Origin of the sequence: Pseudomonas canadensis (assembly GCF_030980095.1) — a bacterium.
In the GTDB taxonomy this organism is placed as follows: domain Bacteria; phylum Pseudomonadota; class Gammaproteobacteria; order Pseudomonadales; family Pseudomonadaceae; genus Aquipseudomonas; species Aquipseudomonas canadensis.
Map to the genome: position 1 here is coordinate 4,027,049 of NZ_CP133298.1, position 16,349 is coordinate 4,043,397.

At 62.0% G+C, this 16,349-nt stretch carries 15 protein-coding genes; 4 read left to right on the forward strand and 11 right to left on the reverse strand.

The features are described 5' to 3' along the window. Positions 1-36: 36 nt before the first annotated feature. From RB216_RS18570 to pedF, 8 genes are all read right to left on the reverse strand, one after another. Positions 37-1,500: a DASS family sodium-coupled anion symporter gene (locus RB216_RS18570; protein WP_028616962.1), complete on the reverse strand. Its 1,464-nt coding sequence runs from the start codon at positions 1,498-1,500 to the stop codon at positions 37-39. A 65-nt stretch (positions 1,501-1,565) separates the two neighbouring features. Next, entirely contained in the window at positions 1,566-2,936 is a 1,371-nt protein-coding gene (locus RB216_RS18575; RefSeq protein WP_308907714.1) for an ATP-binding response regulator, read from the reverse strand. Then, positions 2,920-4,083, reverse strand: a complete 1,164-nt coding sequence (ercA, locus tag RB216_RS18580) for an alcohol dehydrogenase-like regulatory protein ErcA (RefSeq protein WP_028616964.1) — start codon at positions 4,081-4,083, stop codon at positions 2,920-2,922. Before ercA ends, RB216_RS18575 begins: the two co-directional genes overlap by 17 nt. Before the next feature lie 104 nt (positions 4,084-4,187). After that, positions 4,188-4,259: a pyrroloquinoline quinone precursor peptide PqqA gene (gene pqqA, locus RB216_RS18585; protein ID WP_010209364.1), complete on the reverse strand. Its 72-nt coding sequence runs from the start codon at positions 4,257-4,259 to the stop codon at positions 4,188-4,190. 234 nt (positions 4,260-4,493) lie between these two features. Continuing rightward, positions 4,494-6,014, reverse strand: a complete 1,521-nt coding sequence (gene exaC / locus RB216_RS18590; protein ID WP_028616965.1) for an acetaldehyde dehydrogenase ExaC — start codon at positions 6,012-6,014, stop codon at positions 4,494-4,496. 14 nt (positions 6,015-6,028) lie between these two features. Further along, complete coding sequence (locus RB216_RS18595) at positions 6,029-6,967, reverse strand: quinoprotein relay system zinc metallohydrolase 1 (protein ID WP_308907715.1); 939 nt, start codon at positions 6,965-6,967, stop codon at positions 6,029-6,031. After that, positions 6,964-7,707 carry a quinoprotein dehydrogenase-associated SoxYZ-like carrier gene (locus tag RB216_RS18600; protein ID WP_028616967.1) on the reverse strand — a complete coding sequence of 248 codons (744 nt, stop codon included), beginning with the start codon at positions 7,705-7,707 and terminating at the stop codon, positions 6,964-6,966. Before RB216_RS18600 ends, RB216_RS18595 begins: the two co-directional genes overlap by 4 nt. A 3-nt stretch (positions 7,708-7,710) precedes the next feature. Next, on the reverse strand, positions 7,711-8,172 hold the full coding sequence (gene pedF, locus RB216_RS18605) for a cytochrome c-550 PedF (protein WP_308907716.1): 462 nt from the start codon (positions 8,170-8,172) through the stop codon (positions 7,711-7,713). A gap of 254 nt (positions 8,173-8,426) precedes the next feature. On the opposite strand from pedF, the gene exaA reads away from it, so the two are divergent. Both exaA and RB216_RS18615 read left to right on the forward strand, forming a co-directional pair. After that, entirely contained in the window at positions 8,427-10,322 is a 1,896-nt protein-coding gene (gene exaA / locus RB216_RS18610; protein WP_308907717.1) for a quinoprotein ethanol dehydrogenase, read from the forward strand. Between the two features lie 98 nt (positions 10,323-10,420). Next, on the forward strand, positions 10,421-11,068 hold the full coding sequence (locus RB216_RS18615) for a pentapeptide repeat-containing protein (RefSeq protein WP_122684000.1): 648 nt from the start codon (positions 10,421-10,423) through the stop codon (positions 11,066-11,068). 82 nt (positions 11,069-11,150) lie between these two features. On the opposite strand, the gene RB216_RS18620 is transcribed toward RB216_RS18615, so the two are convergent. Next, entirely contained in the window at positions 11,151-11,777 is a 627-nt protein-coding gene (locus RB216_RS18620) for a response regulator (protein ID WP_068937216.1), read from the reverse strand. Between the two features lie 153 nt (positions 11,778-11,930). Between RB216_RS18620 and RB216_RS18625 the strand changes: the two genes are divergently transcribed. Then, positions 11,931-12,470 (forward strand): PQQ-dependent catabolism-associated CXXCW motif protein, encoded by a 540-nt coding sequence (locus RB216_RS18625; RefSeq protein WP_308907718.1) that lies wholly within the window; start codon positions 11,931-11,933, stop codon positions 12,468-12,470. Between the two features lie 27 nt (positions 12,471-12,497). Continuing rightward, positions 12,498-13,163: a response regulator transcription factor gene (locus RB216_RS18630; protein WP_028616973.1), complete on the forward strand. Its 666-nt coding sequence runs from the start codon at positions 12,498-12,500 to the stop codon at positions 13,161-13,163. A gap of 92 nt (positions 13,164-13,255) precedes the next feature. Here the strand turns inward: RB216_RS18630 and RB216_RS18635 are convergent, their stop codons facing one another. Next, positions 13,256-15,208 (reverse strand): PAS domain-containing hybrid sensor histidine kinase/response regulator, encoded by a 1,953-nt coding sequence (locus tag RB216_RS18635; protein WP_068937215.1) that lies wholly within the window; start codon positions 15,206-15,208, stop codon positions 13,256-13,258. Further along, positions 15,150-16,295, reverse strand: a complete 1,146-nt coding sequence (gene nosP, locus RB216_RS18640) for a nitric oxide-sensing protein NosP (RefSeq protein WP_028616975.1) — start codon at positions 16,293-16,295, stop codon at positions 15,150-15,152. The genes RB216_RS18635 and nosP overlap by 59 nt, the downstream gene beginning before the upstream one ends. Positions 16,296-16,349 lie beyond the last annotated feature (54 nt).

Here is a 16,349-nt window from a genome sequence, read left to right on the forward strand (position 1 = left end):
TACCCAAATAACGGATATACACCCAACCCAACCCCATCAAACCCACCCCAGCCAACTCCAGTAAGTCACCGCAAACACCACCATCAACAAATAACCAACCAGCGTCACCAAAACCCCCACCTTGGCAAACTGCCGCGCCGTAAACGTCCCCGTCCCCAGACACACCATATTCTGCGGCGCATTGATCGGCAGAATAAACCCATAACTCATCACAAACCCCAACAGCATCGTCATCCCCAGCCGACTGAACTCCCCCGGCAACGTCTGCAATACCGCAATCAAAATCGGCAGCAGTGCCGAGGTCAACGCCGTGGCACTGGCAAACCCCAAATGAATCACAATCAAAAACGCCCCCAGAATCGCAAACACACCCAGCGGCCCCACCTGATCCAACCCCGTGTGAGCCACCACCGCAGCCCCCAACCACTGCCCCGCCTGGGTGGTCAACAGCGCCGTCCCCAGGCTGATACCGACCCCGAACACAATCACCGTGCCCCACGGAATACGCGACTGCACATCCTTCCAGGTCATCACGCCGATACCCGGCAGCAACAGCAACACCAACCCCGCGTACGTGGTCGAGGTGGTATCAAAACTGTGCAAACGCCCTTCCGTGGCCCAGGCCAGCAGCAACATTACCGACACCGTCAACAGGCGCTTCTGCGGCCCGGTCATCGGCCCGATGTCCACCAGTGACTGCGCCACCGCTTCTTTGCCACCGGGAATGCTGTCGGTCTCCGGCGGCAGCAATTTGAGCACCAGGAACAGCAACACCGCCGACATGATCAACGCCCACGGCGCCCCCGCGATCAGCCAGTCGATCCACGACACGCGCTGGCCGAGCATCTTGTCCATGAAGCCGACGGTCAGCAGATTCTGCGCGGCGGCGGTCTGGATGCCGACGTTCCAGATGCTGGTGCCCTGGGCCACCACAATCATGATGCCGGCAGCGATGTTCGAGCGTTTGTCCACGCCGAACGCGGCGATCACGCCCATCATGATCGGCACCACGCAGGCACTGCGCGCGGTGGCGCTGGGCACCACCAGGCTGAGCAAAATAGTCACCGCAATCGCCCCGAGCAGGATGCGCCGGGTGCTGGTGCCGACGCGGCTCAGGGTGACCAAAGCGATGCGTCGGTCCAGGCCGGTGTGGGTCATGGCGGCGGCGATAAACAATGCGCCCGCCACCAGCGCCAGCGCCGGGTTGGAGAAGCCGGTCAGCGCCATACTGATGGCCGGGCTGGTGCCAATCAAATGAGTGGGGTCTTGCAGCGACGGCGCCGTGCCAAGCAAAAAGGCCATCAGCGACGTGATCATGATCGCGCTGGCTTCGTACGACACCGCTTCGGTGATCCATACCACCACGGCAAACGCGAGGATTGCCAGCATGCGGTGCCCGGCCACCGGCAAGTCGGCGGGCAGCGGCAACAGCAGCACCCCAGCCATCACCAGCACGGCGACCACCAGGCCCAGGGGTAATTTGTAGGATGCCGCGCTCATGGGGGTGCTCCAAGGCTCTAAATCAGGCCTTGAGCATGGGACAAAACCACCTTCGGCGTGTTGACCTAGGCCAATAACTGACTCAACACCGCCCGCAACTTGCCGGGTTTGACCGGTTTATTCAGCAACGGTGCTTCCAGGCGACGCAAAGCACGGCGGCATTGGTCTGTGCGATCGGCCGTGATAATGACCGCCGGGATGTTGCAGGCAAAGTGCTCGCGCAACTGCTTGACCACCGCACAACCCACCACCCCATGGTCCAGGTGGTAATCCGCCAAAATCAACTCCGGCGCCCTGCCCTGCAAGGCCAGCAAAGCACCGGCCTGGTCGGTGGCGGTGACCACTTCACAGCCCCATTGCCCGAGCAGCGCACGCATGCTTTCGAGGATGCTCACCTCGTTGTCGATCACCAGCAAACGCCGCCCCGGCAGCGGGTTGCCGGTGGTCGGTTGCACCGGCAATTGGCTGATCGGCAACGGCATCTCATCACTCAACGGCACTTCGATGCTGAACATCGAGCCCCGCCCCGGCCAGGAACGCACGGCGATGGGATACCCGAGGATCTCGGCGATCCGCTCGACAATCGCCAACCCCAGCCCCACGCCCTTGCGGTCGGCAGCGCGGCCGACATCGAGCTGGTTGAATTCCAGAAAGATTGACTGCAACCGGTCCGCCGCAATCCCACGCCCGGTGTCCCACACTTCCAGGCGTAAACAATGGCCGCGCCTGCGGGCACCCAACAGGATGCAGCCTTCGTCGGTGTAGCGGCAGGCATTGCTGAGGAAATTGCGCAGGATCCGCGTCAGTAGCCGCAGGTCGGTGCTGATCGCATAACGCCCGGTGTGCACCCGCAGGTTTAGCCCCGCCGCCTGGGCCACTGATTGAAACTCCGAGACCAGCGGCGCGAACAGTTCGTCGAGCCGATACAGCGCCACATCCGGCTTGACCGCCGCCTGGTCGAGCCGCGAGATATCCAGTAAATCGGTGAGCAAATCCTCGGCGCCTTCCAGCGCCTGGTGCGTACGTTCAACCAGCACCTGCTCGGCGCTGGGCAACTGGCGCTCACGCAGGGTGGCGATCAACAGCCGCGCGGCATTCAGCGGTTGCAGCAGGTCATGGCTGGCGGCGGCCAGGTACTTGTCCTTGCTGCGATTGGCGGCCTGGGCGGCGTCGCGGGCGTCGCGCAGGTCCTGTTCGATTTGTTCGCGTTGGGCAATCTGTTGCTGCAGGTTGTGGTTGGCCTCCAGCAACTCGTCGGTGCGCGCAGCGACGCGTTGTTCCAGCTCATCGTTGAGACGGATATAGCGCTTGCGCTCGGCCTCCAACTCATCCAGCCGCGCGGTGAGTTCCGGGTAATGGCTCTTGCGCGCCGACTGGTCGCTCAGCCCCAACAGCCCCGCGAGCGCGCGCTGCTGGTCGTCAGAGAGCTTCGCCATAGACGACCTCTACATCACGCTGGCTCGACTCCCTCGGGTTAGTGAGGATGCACGGGTCGCCCATCGCATGCTGGGACAGGAACGGAATATCCGCCACGCGCACCCCATGCAGGCCAAGGGTTTCGTGGAAGCCAATGGCATGTTTCAGCGCGATCAGGTGCTCCACCAGCCGTCCGCAGATCTGCCGGTGATTTAGGCCGCGACAGTCGATGCCAAAGGTCTCGGCGATCACCTTGAAGCGCTCCGGTGCCGAGCTGTAGTTGAACGCCACCACATGTTCGACCAGCACCGCGTTGCACAGGCCGTGGGGCAGATCGAGAAAGCCGCCGAGGCTGTGAGACATGGCGTGCACCGCACCGAGAATCGCGTTGGAGAACGCCAGCCCGGCCTGCATGCTGCCGAGCATGATTTTCTCGCGCAGGGCAATGTCCGTGGGGTTGGCGATCATCTGCACCAGGTTGCCGTTGATCAGGCGCATCGCTTCCAGCGCATGGGGGTCGGTGAGCGGACCATGGCCGGTGGAGACGAACGCCTCGATGGCATGCACCAGCGCGTCGATGCCGGTGCAGGCGGACAGGAACGGGTCCATGCTGGCGGTGGTTTCCGGGTCGATCAACGACACATCCGGCACCACCGCCTTGCTGACGATGGAGAACTTCATGCGTTCCTGCTGGTTGGATATGATCACGAACTGCGAGACATCCGCCGAGGTGCCGGCGGTGGTGGGGATCAGGATCAGCGGCGGGCTGGGCACGCGAATGGTATCGACGCCCTCGAACTCAAGAATGCTGCGCCCGTGGGCCACCACGATGCCGATGGCCTTGCCACAGTCCATGGGGCTGCCGCCGCCAATGGCGACGATCACGTCGCAATGGTTTTCGCGGTACACCTCGGCGCCAGTCATGACTTCTTCGACGCGGGGGTTGGGTGAAACGGCGCTGTACAGGCAATAGTCGATGCCGATGGCTTGCAGGCTGGCCTCCACATCGGCCACCCAACCGGCGGCGATCACGCCAGGATCACTGACCACCAGCACTTTGCGCGCACCGAAGGTCTTGGCGTAGTTGCCGACGTTGTGCCGGCAGCCGGCACCAAAGATGATTTCAGGCGAGACGAATTTACGCAGCTGGCTCAGGGTCTGGCTCATTGGAAAGCCTGTTTTTATTATTTTGGAAGAATGCGCTCCACACTAACCGATCCGGCCGCGAATGCAATCAGACCAAAGAGGCATCCTTCCTGGCGCACCCGCGATCAGCGGCTAGCGAAGTACATGGTGACTTCGAAGCCAATACGCAGGTCGGTAAACGCAGGTTTGGTCCACATAGGGGCAGTCCTCTTGTTGTGCCGGAGGGTTCCGGTATAGGCATTAATGCATGTGAGGTTGAGAGGGCGAATACTACTTTCGAAGTAGCGAAGACACTGCATTAGTCGCGAATGTACAGAAGTCAAAATGTGGGAGCGGGCTTGCTCGCGAATAGGGTGTGTCAGCCACATATAGGTTGACTGATCCACCGCTTTCGCGAGCAAGCCCGCTCCCACAGTTTTGACCGCGTTGAATCAGAAGAAGCCCAGCGGATTGATGTCGTAGCTCACCAGCAGGTTCTTGGTCTGCTGGTAATGGTCGAGCATCATCTTGTGGTTTTCACGACCGACACCGGATTTTTTGTACCCACCAAACGCCGCATGCGCCGGGTACAGGTGATAACAGTTGGTCCATACGCGCCCGGCCTTGATCGCCCGGCCCATGCGGTACGCACGGTTGATGTCGCGAGTCCACAGGCCGGCGCCCAGGCCGAACTCGCTGTCATTGGCAATCGCCAAGGCTTCGGCTTCGTCCTTGAAGGTGGTCACGCCCACCACCGGCCCGAAGATTTCCTCCTGGAACACGCGCATCTTGTTGTGGCCCTTGAGCAGGGTCGGCTGGATGTAATAGCCGCTGGACAGGTCGCCCTCCAGACGCTCGGCCGCGCCACCGGCCAACAGCACTGCGCCCTCTTCCTGGGCGATCTTCAAGTAAGAGAGGATCTTGTCGAATTGCTGCTCGGACGCCTGGGCGCCGACCATGGTCTCGGTATCGAGCGGGTTGCCGCGCTTGATCTTGACGATCTTCTTCATCACCTCGGCCATGAACGCATCGTAGATCGACTCCTGCACCAGCGCGCGTGATGGGCAGGTGCACACTTCGCCCTGGTTGAAGAACGCCAGGACCAAGCCTTCGGCGGCTTTTTCGATGAATTGCGGCTCGGCCTGCATGATGTCTTCAAAGAAGATATTCGGCGACTTGCCGCCCAGCTCTACGGTGGACGGAATGATGTTCTCGGCGGCCGCGTGCATGATGTGCGCGCCCACCGGAGTGGAGCCGGTGAAGGCGATCTTGGCGATGCGCTTGCTGGTGGCCAGCGCTTCCCCGGCTTCGCGGCCAAAGCCTTGTACGATGTTGAGCACGCCAGGCGGCAGCAGGTCACCGATCAGCTCGGCGAACACCATGATCGACAACGGCGTCTGCTCGGCCGGTTTGAGCACGATGCAATTACCGGCAGCCAACGCAGGCGCAAGTTTCCAGGCCGCCATCAGCAGCGGGAAGTTCCACGGGATGATCTGCCCGACCACGCCCAAGGGCTCATGGAAGTGATAGGCCGCGGTGTGCTCGTTGATCTCGGCGGCACCGCCCTCCTGGGCCCGGATGCACCCGGCGAAGTAGCGGAAGTGGTCAGCGGCCAGAGGCACGTCGGCGTTGAGGGTTTCGCGCACCGCCTTGCCGTTGTCCCAGGTTTCGGCCACCGCCAGCACTTCGAGGTGTTGCTCGATGCGGTCAGCGATTTTCAGCAACACCAGAGCACGATCCTGAGCCGAGGTCTTGCCCCAGGCATCGGCGGCGGCATGGGCGGCATCGAGGGCCTTGTCGATATCGGCGGCGCTGGAACGCGGGAATTCGGCAATCACTTCGCCAGTTACCGGCGAAGTATTGGTGAAGTACTCACCCTTGATCGGCGCGACAAACTCACCGCCGATGTAATTGCCGTAGCGCGGCTTGAAGCTGACGATGGCGCCGGGGGTGCCAGGTTGGGCGTAGATCATGGTGAGGCCTCTGCTTATTGTTGGGTGTTGATGGGCTGCATCTGGGTGCGTTCGTAGTGGGGGTACAGGTGGGTCACGCTGCGGATCAGCTCATAGCGACTGAGGCTGATCGCGGCGAATCGCTCCGGGATCGGGCTACGGATCAGCTCAGGCATGTCACTGCCCTGGGCCGCACCGTCGCGTAGCAACTGGTCGAGCCAAGTGAGGTAGTCGTGCATCTGCTCGAAGGGTTTGGCGTCGGTCGCGATGGGGCCGTGGCCGGGTACGATCAGCGTCCAGGGCAAACCTTGCAGGGTGGCGATATCCGCCAGCCAGATCAGCAGCCCCGGTGAATGAGGCGTGGTGAGCGCACGTTGGTAGAACACCAGGTCACCGGCAAACAGCACGCCGGTCTTCTGGTCGAAGATCGCCAGGTCGGCACCGGTATGGCCGCGCAGCTGCAGCAGTTGCAGGTCGTGGCTGCCGAAGCTTTTCACGCCGGGTTGCAGGGTCTGGTTGGGCATTACCACTTCGGTGCCGCGCATCCAATCACCGACCATGCGATACAGGTTCTCGGCCATGCTGTCGCCCTGCTCATGCAATAGCTCGGTGGTGCCAGCCAGGGCGCCGATTGGCACGTCCTTGAAGGCTTGGTTGCCCAGGGCGTGGTCGGGGTGATTGTGAGTCAGCAGCACCTGGATCACCGGTTTGTCGGTGATACCGGCAATGGCCTGGCGCAGGGCTTCGCCGTAGCGTTTGGACGGCCCGGTGTCGATCACTACGACGCCAGGTTCAGTGACGATGAAGCCAACGTTGACAATGTTGCCACCGTTGTCCTTGGCAAAGTTGTCGGTGCTGCCTTCCAGCACCCAGGTGTTATCGGCAATCAAACGCGGCTTGAGGCCGTAGTCCAGCTCGGCCAGCACCGGCAGGCTGAGCATGAGCAGCCACAGCAGAATCCAGCGCTGGGTCATGGGATGGCCGCCTCGAACTGGCTGCCGCTGGTGTCGCGCAGGGTCAGGCGTGTGGGCCCGGCGCCTTCGACGTCGAAGGCCAGGTTGGGGTTTTCACTGACCGCAGGGAACAGCTCCAGCCGCGCCAACAGCTGGTTATTCACACCGTGCAGTTCGGCCTGGTTGATGAAGAACTCGGGAATGCCGCTGACCATGCCGTTATCCATCGGATGCGCGACTTGCAGCTTCAGGCGGCTGAACGCGGCACGCGGGTAACGCCCGCCGAGCACTTCGCCGAGGTGGTCTTCCCAACCGGGCTGGGTGCGCACCACGCTGGGCGCCGTGCAACCACCGCCGGCGGCATCGATCAGGGTCGAGCCGACATGCCAAATGCCATCCTTGGTCAATACCGCCGCGCGCAAGGGCGTGGCCTGTTCGATGCGAATCCGGATCGACAACCACGGCAGCACGCGCTCCAGCGGCTGGAAGTCGACGATCTGCGGCAACGGATTCAACTCGGCCCAGGCGAGGATTTTCACCACCTCCCCCTCGAACGCACGGGCGTCGATTTCCAACGGCACCTGGCGTGCATCCTCAGCGAACGGTGGCGCCAAGAGTTTCACCCGCTCGTCGAACAAAAACGGCGCGTTGTCGAGAAAACGCTGGTGATAGTAGGCCCACATCACCGAGGGCACCGGGTCGACAGGCGCGCCCCAGGCCAGCATTGGCAAACAGAATACCCACCACCCGCGCAGGCGCATGGCTTACTCCTCGACGTGCACGCTGTCGAGGTAGGTACGCACCGCCCACAGGGCTTCCTGGCTCAAATAATCCGCCATTTTCGGCATGTATACCCGGCCATCGCGCACCGCGCCATGGCGCACACGCTCCACGAACCACTCATCCCCGGCGTCACCGGCATCGAGCATGCGCAGGTCGGGGGCGATGCCACCGGACTTGGCTTCCAGGCCATGGCACGCCGCGCAGTTCTGGTTGTACGCCGAGGCCCCCACTTCGACGGCCTTGTCGTGTTCGGCAGTGGTGCGATACGGGTTGGTGGCGGCCCAGCCATCGGCGTCCAATGGCACGCCGGCCTCCTTGATCGGGGTAAGGCCTTTGGTTTCCACGGCGGTGGGTGTCACGTTGCCGTGGGCCCAGACGGAACCGGCACTGAGCGCGCCGGCAAAAAGGCAGGCGGTGATCAAGGCGTTGCGTTTTGTTGTCATTATTTTTTCCCTCAGGATTGCACGCAAAACCTCTTCGCAGAGGCTATGGCAACCATCTTAAGAAGCCCCCGGCGGCACCCGTATGCTGCTTTGGTGGGCGGGTTCTCATCCGTTGGTAGCAGGCCTTGTGGGGCACTGCTAAATCAGAGGCGGTTCGGGAAATTGTCCCGGCAACACCGGGACTTTTTCCGTATTCGCCGCCGCATCCAGGCAGCAACCTGTGCAGGCCAAAACCTCCACTGGGAACTGCAACCATGACAATAAGATCGCTACCCGCCCTCTCACCTTTGAGCCTTGCCGTGCAAGCCTTTCTGCTGGTGGGCAGCCTGTCCCTCAGTGCTGCAAGCTATGCCGCTGCCGAACCCGCAACGAAGCAGACGCGCAATGTCACCTGGGAAGACATCGCCAACGACCACCTGACCACCAAGGACGTGCTGCAATACGGCATGGGCACCAACGCCCAACGCTGGAGCCCACTGGCGCAGGTCAACGACAAGAACGTGTTCAAGCTCACGCCGGCCTGGTCGTACTCGTTCGGCGATGAGAAGCAGCGCGGCCAGGAATCCCAGGCCATCGTCAGCGACGGCGTGGTCTACGTCACCGGCTCCTATTCCCGCGTGTTCGCCCTTGATGCGAAGACCGGCAAGCGCCTGTGGACCTACAACCACCGCCTGCCCGACAACATTCGCCCGTGCTGCGACGTGGTCAACCGTGGCGCGGCGATCTTTGGCGACAAGATCTACTTCGGCACCCTCGACGCGCGCCTGATCGCCCTCGACAAAAACACCGGCAAAGTGGTGTGGAACAAAAAATTTGGTGACCACGCCGCCGGCTACACCATGACCGGCGCCCCAGTGCTGATCAAAGACAAAGTCAGCGGCAAGGTGCTGCTGATCCACGGCAGCTCCGGCGATGAATTCGGCGTGGTTGGCCAGCTGTATGCGCGCGACCCGGACACCGGCGAAGAAGTCTGGATGCGCCCGTTCGTGGAAGGCCACATGGGCCGCCTGAATGGCAAGGACAGCACCCCGACCGGCGACGTCAAAGCGCCGTCGTGGCCGGATGACCCAACCACCGAAACCGCCAAGGTCGAGGCCTGGAGCCACGGCGGCGGCGCGCCTTGGCAAAGTGCGAGCTTCGATGCCGAGACCAACACCATCATCGTTGGCGCCGGCAACCCCGGCCCATGGAACACCTGGGCGCGTACATCGAAGGACGGCAACCCCCACGATTTCGACAGCCTCTACACCTCCGGCCAGGTCGGCGTCGACCCCAGCACCGGCGAAGTAAAATGGTTCTACCAGCACACCCCGAACGACGCTTGGGACTTCTCCGGCAACAACGAACTGGTACTGTTCGACTACAAGGACAAGGACGGCAAGGTCATCAAGGCCACCGGCCATGCCGACCGCAACGGCTTCTTCTATGTGGTGGACCGCAACAACGGCAAGCTGCAGAACGCCTTCCCGTTTGTCGACAACATCACCTGGGCCAGCCACATCGACCTGAAGACCGGCCGCCCCGTGGAAAACGAAGGCCAGCGTCCGGCCAAGCCGTTGCCGGGTGAAACCAAGGGCAAGCCGGTGGAAGTCTCGCCACCGTTCCTGGGGGGCAAGAACTGGAACCCCATGGCCTACAGCCAGGACACCGGCCTGTTCTACATCCCGGGCAACCAGTGGAAAGAGGAATACTGGACCGAAGAGGTCAACTACAAGAAGGGCTCGGCGTACCTGGGCATGGGGTTCCGCATTAAGCGCATGTATGACGACCACGTCGGCACCTTGCGGGCGATGAACCCGACCACCGGCAAGGTGGTGTGGGAGCACAAGGAACACCTGCCCTTGTGGGCCGGCGTGCTGGCGACCAAGGGCAACCTGGTGTTCACCGGCACCGGCGATGGTTTCTTCAAGGCCTTCGATGCGAAAACCGGCAAGGAGCTGTGGAAGTTCCAGATCGGCAGCGGCATCGTCTCGCCGCCGATCACTTGGGAACAGGATGGCGAGCAGTACATCGGCGTCACCGTCGGCTACGGCGGTGCGGTGCCGCTGTGGGGCGGCGACATGGCCGAGCTGACCAAGCCGGTGGCACAGGGTGGGTCGTTCTGGGTGTTCAAGATTCCGAGTTGGGATCAGAAAACCGCTCAGAAATAACCCCCACTGAGTATGCCGGGGTCACCCTTTGTGGTGAGCGGGCTTGCCCCGCTCACCACAACAAGCCCGCTCACCACAGGATCCCCAGAGGTCTCGCGATGAAATATCTGCCCTTATTAGTCCTGCTATCCCTCCCCCTGGCCCACGCCGATGACGGCGACGACGCCCCCCTGGTCATCAACGGCTGTACTCTTGCCGAACACAGCCAATGCCCCGGCGCCAACCTCAAGGGCGCCAACCTGCGCAACCAGAACCTGAGCGGCATGAACCTGGCCGGTGCCGACCTGCGCGGTGCGGATCTGCGCCACGCCAACCTTGACCTGGCCAATCTGGAAAAGGCCCAGTTGCAAGGCGCCAACCTGACCCGCGCCAGCCTGCAACAAGCCAACCTGCGCCTGGCCGACTTTACCGACGCCACGCTGATGGCCGTGCAAGGCTGGGGGATGTTTGCCCAGGGCGCGCAATTTGAAAACGCCAACCTGAGCGCCGCCTACCTGCAGTTTGCACGGCTGTCGGGGGCAAAAATGCACAAGGCCAACCTGCGCGCGGCCGACCTGGAAATGACTTGGCTGAGCAAGGCTGACCTGCAAGGCGCAGACCTCAGCGACGCCAACCTGCAAGAAGCCAAGTTTGGTGAAAGCAACCTGGAAAAGGCCACCCTCAGCGGCAGCCGCCAGCATTATGCGAACTTTCAGGACGCAAATATGGAAGGCTGCAAGGACTGCCCCACCACTTGGGACCGCTAGACATACCTCAGGCTTACCGGCATTTACATCGCCATTGAGGACGCCATCGCCGGCAAGTCGGCTCCTACAGTGAAGATTCGCGTTAACCCGCCACCCGCACCACGCCCATGTCGATGCCCAGGTGCACCAGTTCGGCATGGGAACTCACCTGCAACTTGCTTTTGAGCAAGGTCAGGTGGTTGGACACGGTCTTGCTGCTGATACTCAGCTGCGCCGCAATCGAACGAGCCGGGGTGCCCTTGGCGAGCATCAGGAAAATCTCCAACTCGCGTTGGGTCATGCTTTGGAGGCGGCGATCGGTGGGGTGGTACGCCAACTGGGTGGCCAGGTCCTGTTCGATATAGGTGTGGCCGTCAAGGATGCGCTCAACCGCTTCAAGCATCACCGCAGGCGAAGCGCGCTTGGTGAGATAACCCGAAGCGCCCGCGTCCAAAGCCTGGCGCACCAGGGGCAGCTCGGCATGCTGGCTGAAAAACAGCACGCGCAATTGCGGCAGGCGCTGACGCAGGCGCCGGGTGGTTTCCAGGCCACTGATACCTGGCAGGCCAAAGCCGATGATCACCAGGTTAGGCACCGCCTCATGCACCCGCGCCAGGGCCTCTTCGCCACTGGCCGCTTCACGCACCTCCATACCCGGCAGGCCGCTGCGCAACAGGCCGGCATAGCCCAGGCGGACCACGGCGTGATCGTCGACCAACAGGATGTTCATAGCGCCTCCAATGGCAGTGCGTGCTGTGCATGCTAGAACCCAATGGCCTGCGCCGACCTACTACTTTGGTACTGGTTTTCCTGTCTATCGTCGCATTCCCAAGGCAGCGGGACTCGCGTGTAATGGGCGCATAACGATAAGGATTGACCCGCCATGCTGCACGTTCGACTGCCCCTTGCGGCACTGTTGTGCCTGTTCATCAGCCACGTACAGGCCGACACCCCATTGTTTTCCGCCGAGGGCTACCGCACCAGCCTGTACCGAAGCCCTACGCCCAATGGTCTGCCCGGCGCAACCATCGTCGACACCCCAGCCCTGCAAACCCTGCTCAACCAGACGCCCGCACCGGTACTCATCGATGTGTACCGCCGCCAATGGCTGCAAGGCCGCTTCATCGAAGACCAGCCCCACGCCAACCTGCCCGGCAGCCACTGGCTGGCCAATACCGGCGACGGCGACCTCACGCCGGAATGGCAGGGCTACTTCGTGCGGCATCTGTACAAGTTCACCGACGGCCAGCTGGCACGCCCGCTGGTGTTCTACTGCCGCTCCGATTGCTGGCTGAGTTGGAACGCGGTAAAACGAGCCGCCAGCCTGGGCTATACCTCTGTGTATTGGTATCGCGATGGCTTGGATGCATGGGAAGCGGCAAAACTGCCAGTGATGGCTGCGACACCCGAACCCTTTGAATAAAAAACCACAACAAGAAGGTGAACGGCCATGTACAAAATTCTGATTGCCGACGATCACCCGCTGTTTCGCGAGGCGATTCATAACGTCATCAGCGACGGTTTCCCAGGCAGCGACGTGATGGAAACCGCCGACCTGGACAGCGCCCTCGCCCTGACCCAGGAACACGACGACCTCGACCTGATCCTGCTGGACTTGAACATGCCCGGCATGCACGGCCTCAACGGGTTGATCAACCTGCGCAACGAGTCACCGACCATTCCGGTGGTGATCGTCTCGGCCGAGCAGGACAAGCAAATCGTGCTGCAAGCCATCACCTACGGCGCCGTGGGTTTCATCACCAAGTCATCACCGCGCCTGCAAATGACCGAGGCAATCCAGCAGATTCTCAACGGCAACGTGTACTTGCCGCCCGACATCATCCGCACCCAGAAAAACACCGGGCAACGGCGCATGCACGATAGCCCGGGGTTTGCCCCGGAGCTGCTGCAGGCCCTCACGCGAAAACAGTTGCTGGTGCTGGAACGCATGACCAAAGGCGAGTCGAACAAGCAGATCGCCTATACCCTGGAGATTGCCGAGACCACGGTGAAGGCCCATGTTTCGGCAATTTTGCGCAAGTTGAATGTGCATAATCGGGTACAGGCGATTTTGAGCGCGGGAGATATCGACTTCGGTTCGTACCTGCGCCGCTGACTTTATTGCCCCGTGTAGGAGCCGGCTTGCCGGCGATGAGGCCTTTAAGCCTGGCATCGCCTTCGAGGACGCCATCGCCGGCAAACCGTCTCCTACAGTTGGGCGTGTTGGCCGAGCAAATGGCTCATGGCGGTTTTCAACTTCATCGGCCTTACCGGCTTATGCATCAACGTATGCCCCAGCTCGCGGATCTGCAGCTTCAACTCGTTGCTGTAGTTGGCCGTGATCATCAACGCCGGCACCGCACGGCCTCGTCGAGCGTTGATCCGCGCCACCGCGTCCACGCCGTTCTGGTCGTCGTCGAGGTGATAATCGGCAATCAACAGGTCTGCCTCTGCATGGTAGTTGTCCACCTGCCGGGCCAGGTCCTGTTCCGACAGCGCGGTGATCACCCGGCAACCCCAGCCTTCGAGCAAGGTGCGCATGCCGGCGCAGATCGCCGCGTCGTTATCCAGCACCCACACCCGCGCGCCTTGCAGGCGTTCGAGCATGGGCTCGCTCATGCACGGGGCCGGCAATGACTTGGGTGCAGTGGCGCTCAACGGCACCTCGACCGAAAACATCGAGCCCTTGCCTGGCCAGGATTTGACGCTGATACGGTGGCCGAGGATGCCGGCGATCTTTTCCACGATGGCCAGGCCCAGGCCCAACCCGCGATCCTGGTCAGGGCGCTGCACATCGCCGCGCTTGAACTCCTGGAAAATTTCCTCCAGTCGGTCTTCGGTAATGCCCATGCCGCTGTCCCACACCTGGATCAACAGGCGCTGATGCTGGCGCCTGCACCCCAACACCACGCGACCGTTATAGGTGTAGCGAAGGGCATTGCTCAGCAGATTGCGCAGGATCCGCGCCAGCAACTGGATATCGCTGCGCACCAGCGCCGAACACCCGACAAAGTGCAGTTCGAGCCCTTCGGCACGGGCCAGTTCGGTGTACTCGGCAGCCAGGTTTTCCAGCAGTTCACTCAGGGCAAACGGCGCGATATCCGCCTTGATCACCCCAGCATCCAGCTTGGAAATATCGACCAACGTACCCAGCAGGTTTTCCACGTCTTCCAGAGAGTTGCTCACATTGCGCACCAGGGTTTCGCTGGGGCGCTCCAGCAAGGCACTGGTGAACAACCGCGCCGCGTTCAGTGGTTGCAGCAGGTCATGGCTGACGGCGGCAAGGAATTTGGTCTTGGACAGGTTGGCCTGCTCGGCCTCCAGCTTGGCTTCGCGCAGCCTTGTTTCCATGCGGCGGCGTTCGTCGATTTCCTTCAATAACTGGTCATTGAGCGAGGTGAGTTCCGACGTGCGCTGCGCCACGCGCTGCTCCAGGTGCTGATAGGCCTGGTGCAAGGCCTCGGCGGTGCGGCGGCGTTCGGTGATGTCGCGGATCAACACGAAGATCCCCACCACCTCGCCACTGGCCAACAGGTTCGGCACATAGGAGCGCAGCATGTAGCGCTCCTGGTTGTTGATGTTGGTTTCGGCAAATTCGAAGGTCACGCTCTCCCCCGCCAACGCGCGGGCGACGTAGGCGTCCAGGCGCTGGCAATGTTGCTCACTGTGCACTTCGCGCAGGCTCTGGCCGAGCATCATGCCGCGCGGCCAGCAGTACCATTCCTCATAGACTTTATTGGTGAATTCGTAGACCAGATCAGCATTCAAGTAGCCGATCAGCGCCGGCACGTTGTCGGTGATCAGGCGGATCCAGCGTTCGCTTTCCTGGGCCTTCTGCGCGGCGGCCTGCTCGCCGCGCAGGGTTTCGGCGCGTAGCCGGGCATTGATCAGCAGGTGGTTGCTGGCCTTGAGTTCGGCCATTGCCTGGTTCAGCGCGTCGGTGCGCTCGCGCACTTGCTCGGCCAGCACCACCGAATGCTGGAAGGTGGTGTAGGGGTTGTTGCCCTGGGTCATGCCGGACTCGATGCGCTCGATCAGCGCCGCGTTGATCCGCGCCAGCTTGTGGTTGTCCTGTTGCAGCCGGGCCAGTTGAGCGGAAAGGTCAGCGCCGGCCTCGGGCAATGGCGACCCCGGTGAAGGTCTGGTTGATGTGCATGCCATTGAACTGTTCTCCGTAGGTGTTGAAGCCCATCACCCGCTGGTCGCGCAAATACCCGCCGATCTGTTCCAGGTTGCCGGTGTCTTCCAGTTCCAGGCGGCGCAGGAAGCAATCGCAGCCGATGGTCAGCAACAGGTCGCCAAGGCGCGCTTGCAGGCCGTCGAACAGGGTTTCCAGATTGGGCAGGATCGGGCCAGGCTTCATGACGGTGAGCACGATGCCGTTTTCCACCGCGCAGTAGAAACTCAGGCTGAGGTCGGCGTGTACTTGCTGGATCGAGCGCACGTAGTACTGATCGTGAATGCGCACCGCCAGCGGGTGGGCGGCGAAGACGCGATGGTCGAGGTCGGCCACTGCCACGCCGATATGCCGTGCGTACTCTTCGGCAGCGGGCTCGGCGTTGAGTTCGAAGACGCGGCGTGACGGGCTGTCGGCGCCGGTGACCACCAGCTTTTCCGTGCGCGGCAGGATGTGGTGCGTGGTGAACACCTCGAAATCCAACCAGGTATTGACCAGCACCACCACCGCCGCGCCACTGTGGAATACACCGTTGAAATACACGTGGGTGTGGGTGAGGAAGTTGTCGTCACCGGCCGAGCCGCCGAAGTGCGGGATATCCCCGAGGGCCGCACTGAGCGCGGCCAATACCATTTCTTCGCGGCTGGACAGGCCGTCAAGCAAGGTCAGGGCAAACGTGTTGCCCTTGATCGGCGCCAGGGTATTGCTACGGCAACCGCCCACCAGTCGCTCGACCATGTCCTGGGCGTTGATCAGGTTGAAATGCTCCACCTGGTCGATGAGTTCGGTGGCGATGGAAAAGTGCGCATGGTTGAAGCCGACTGCCGTGATGCAGTTGCGACCGTAGCCTTGGGGGGTGATCTCACCGGCGCTGGTGCAGCCGACCACTCGCACATTGCCGAAGCACTGTTGCAAGGCCTGGCCCAGGACCTGTAGATCGTAGGACGCCGAGCAGAAAAACAGCACGAAACCCAGGTACGGATGCAGCAGTTGCCGCGCCAGTTCCTCGGCGGCCTGCCCGGCATCGGTGGCCTGGGACATGGCGCTGACTACGCCTTCACTGTTGTGCATCGTTGACTCCCCCTCTGAAGCATCAGTGTACGAAGGGCCTGGGAATGGACCTAT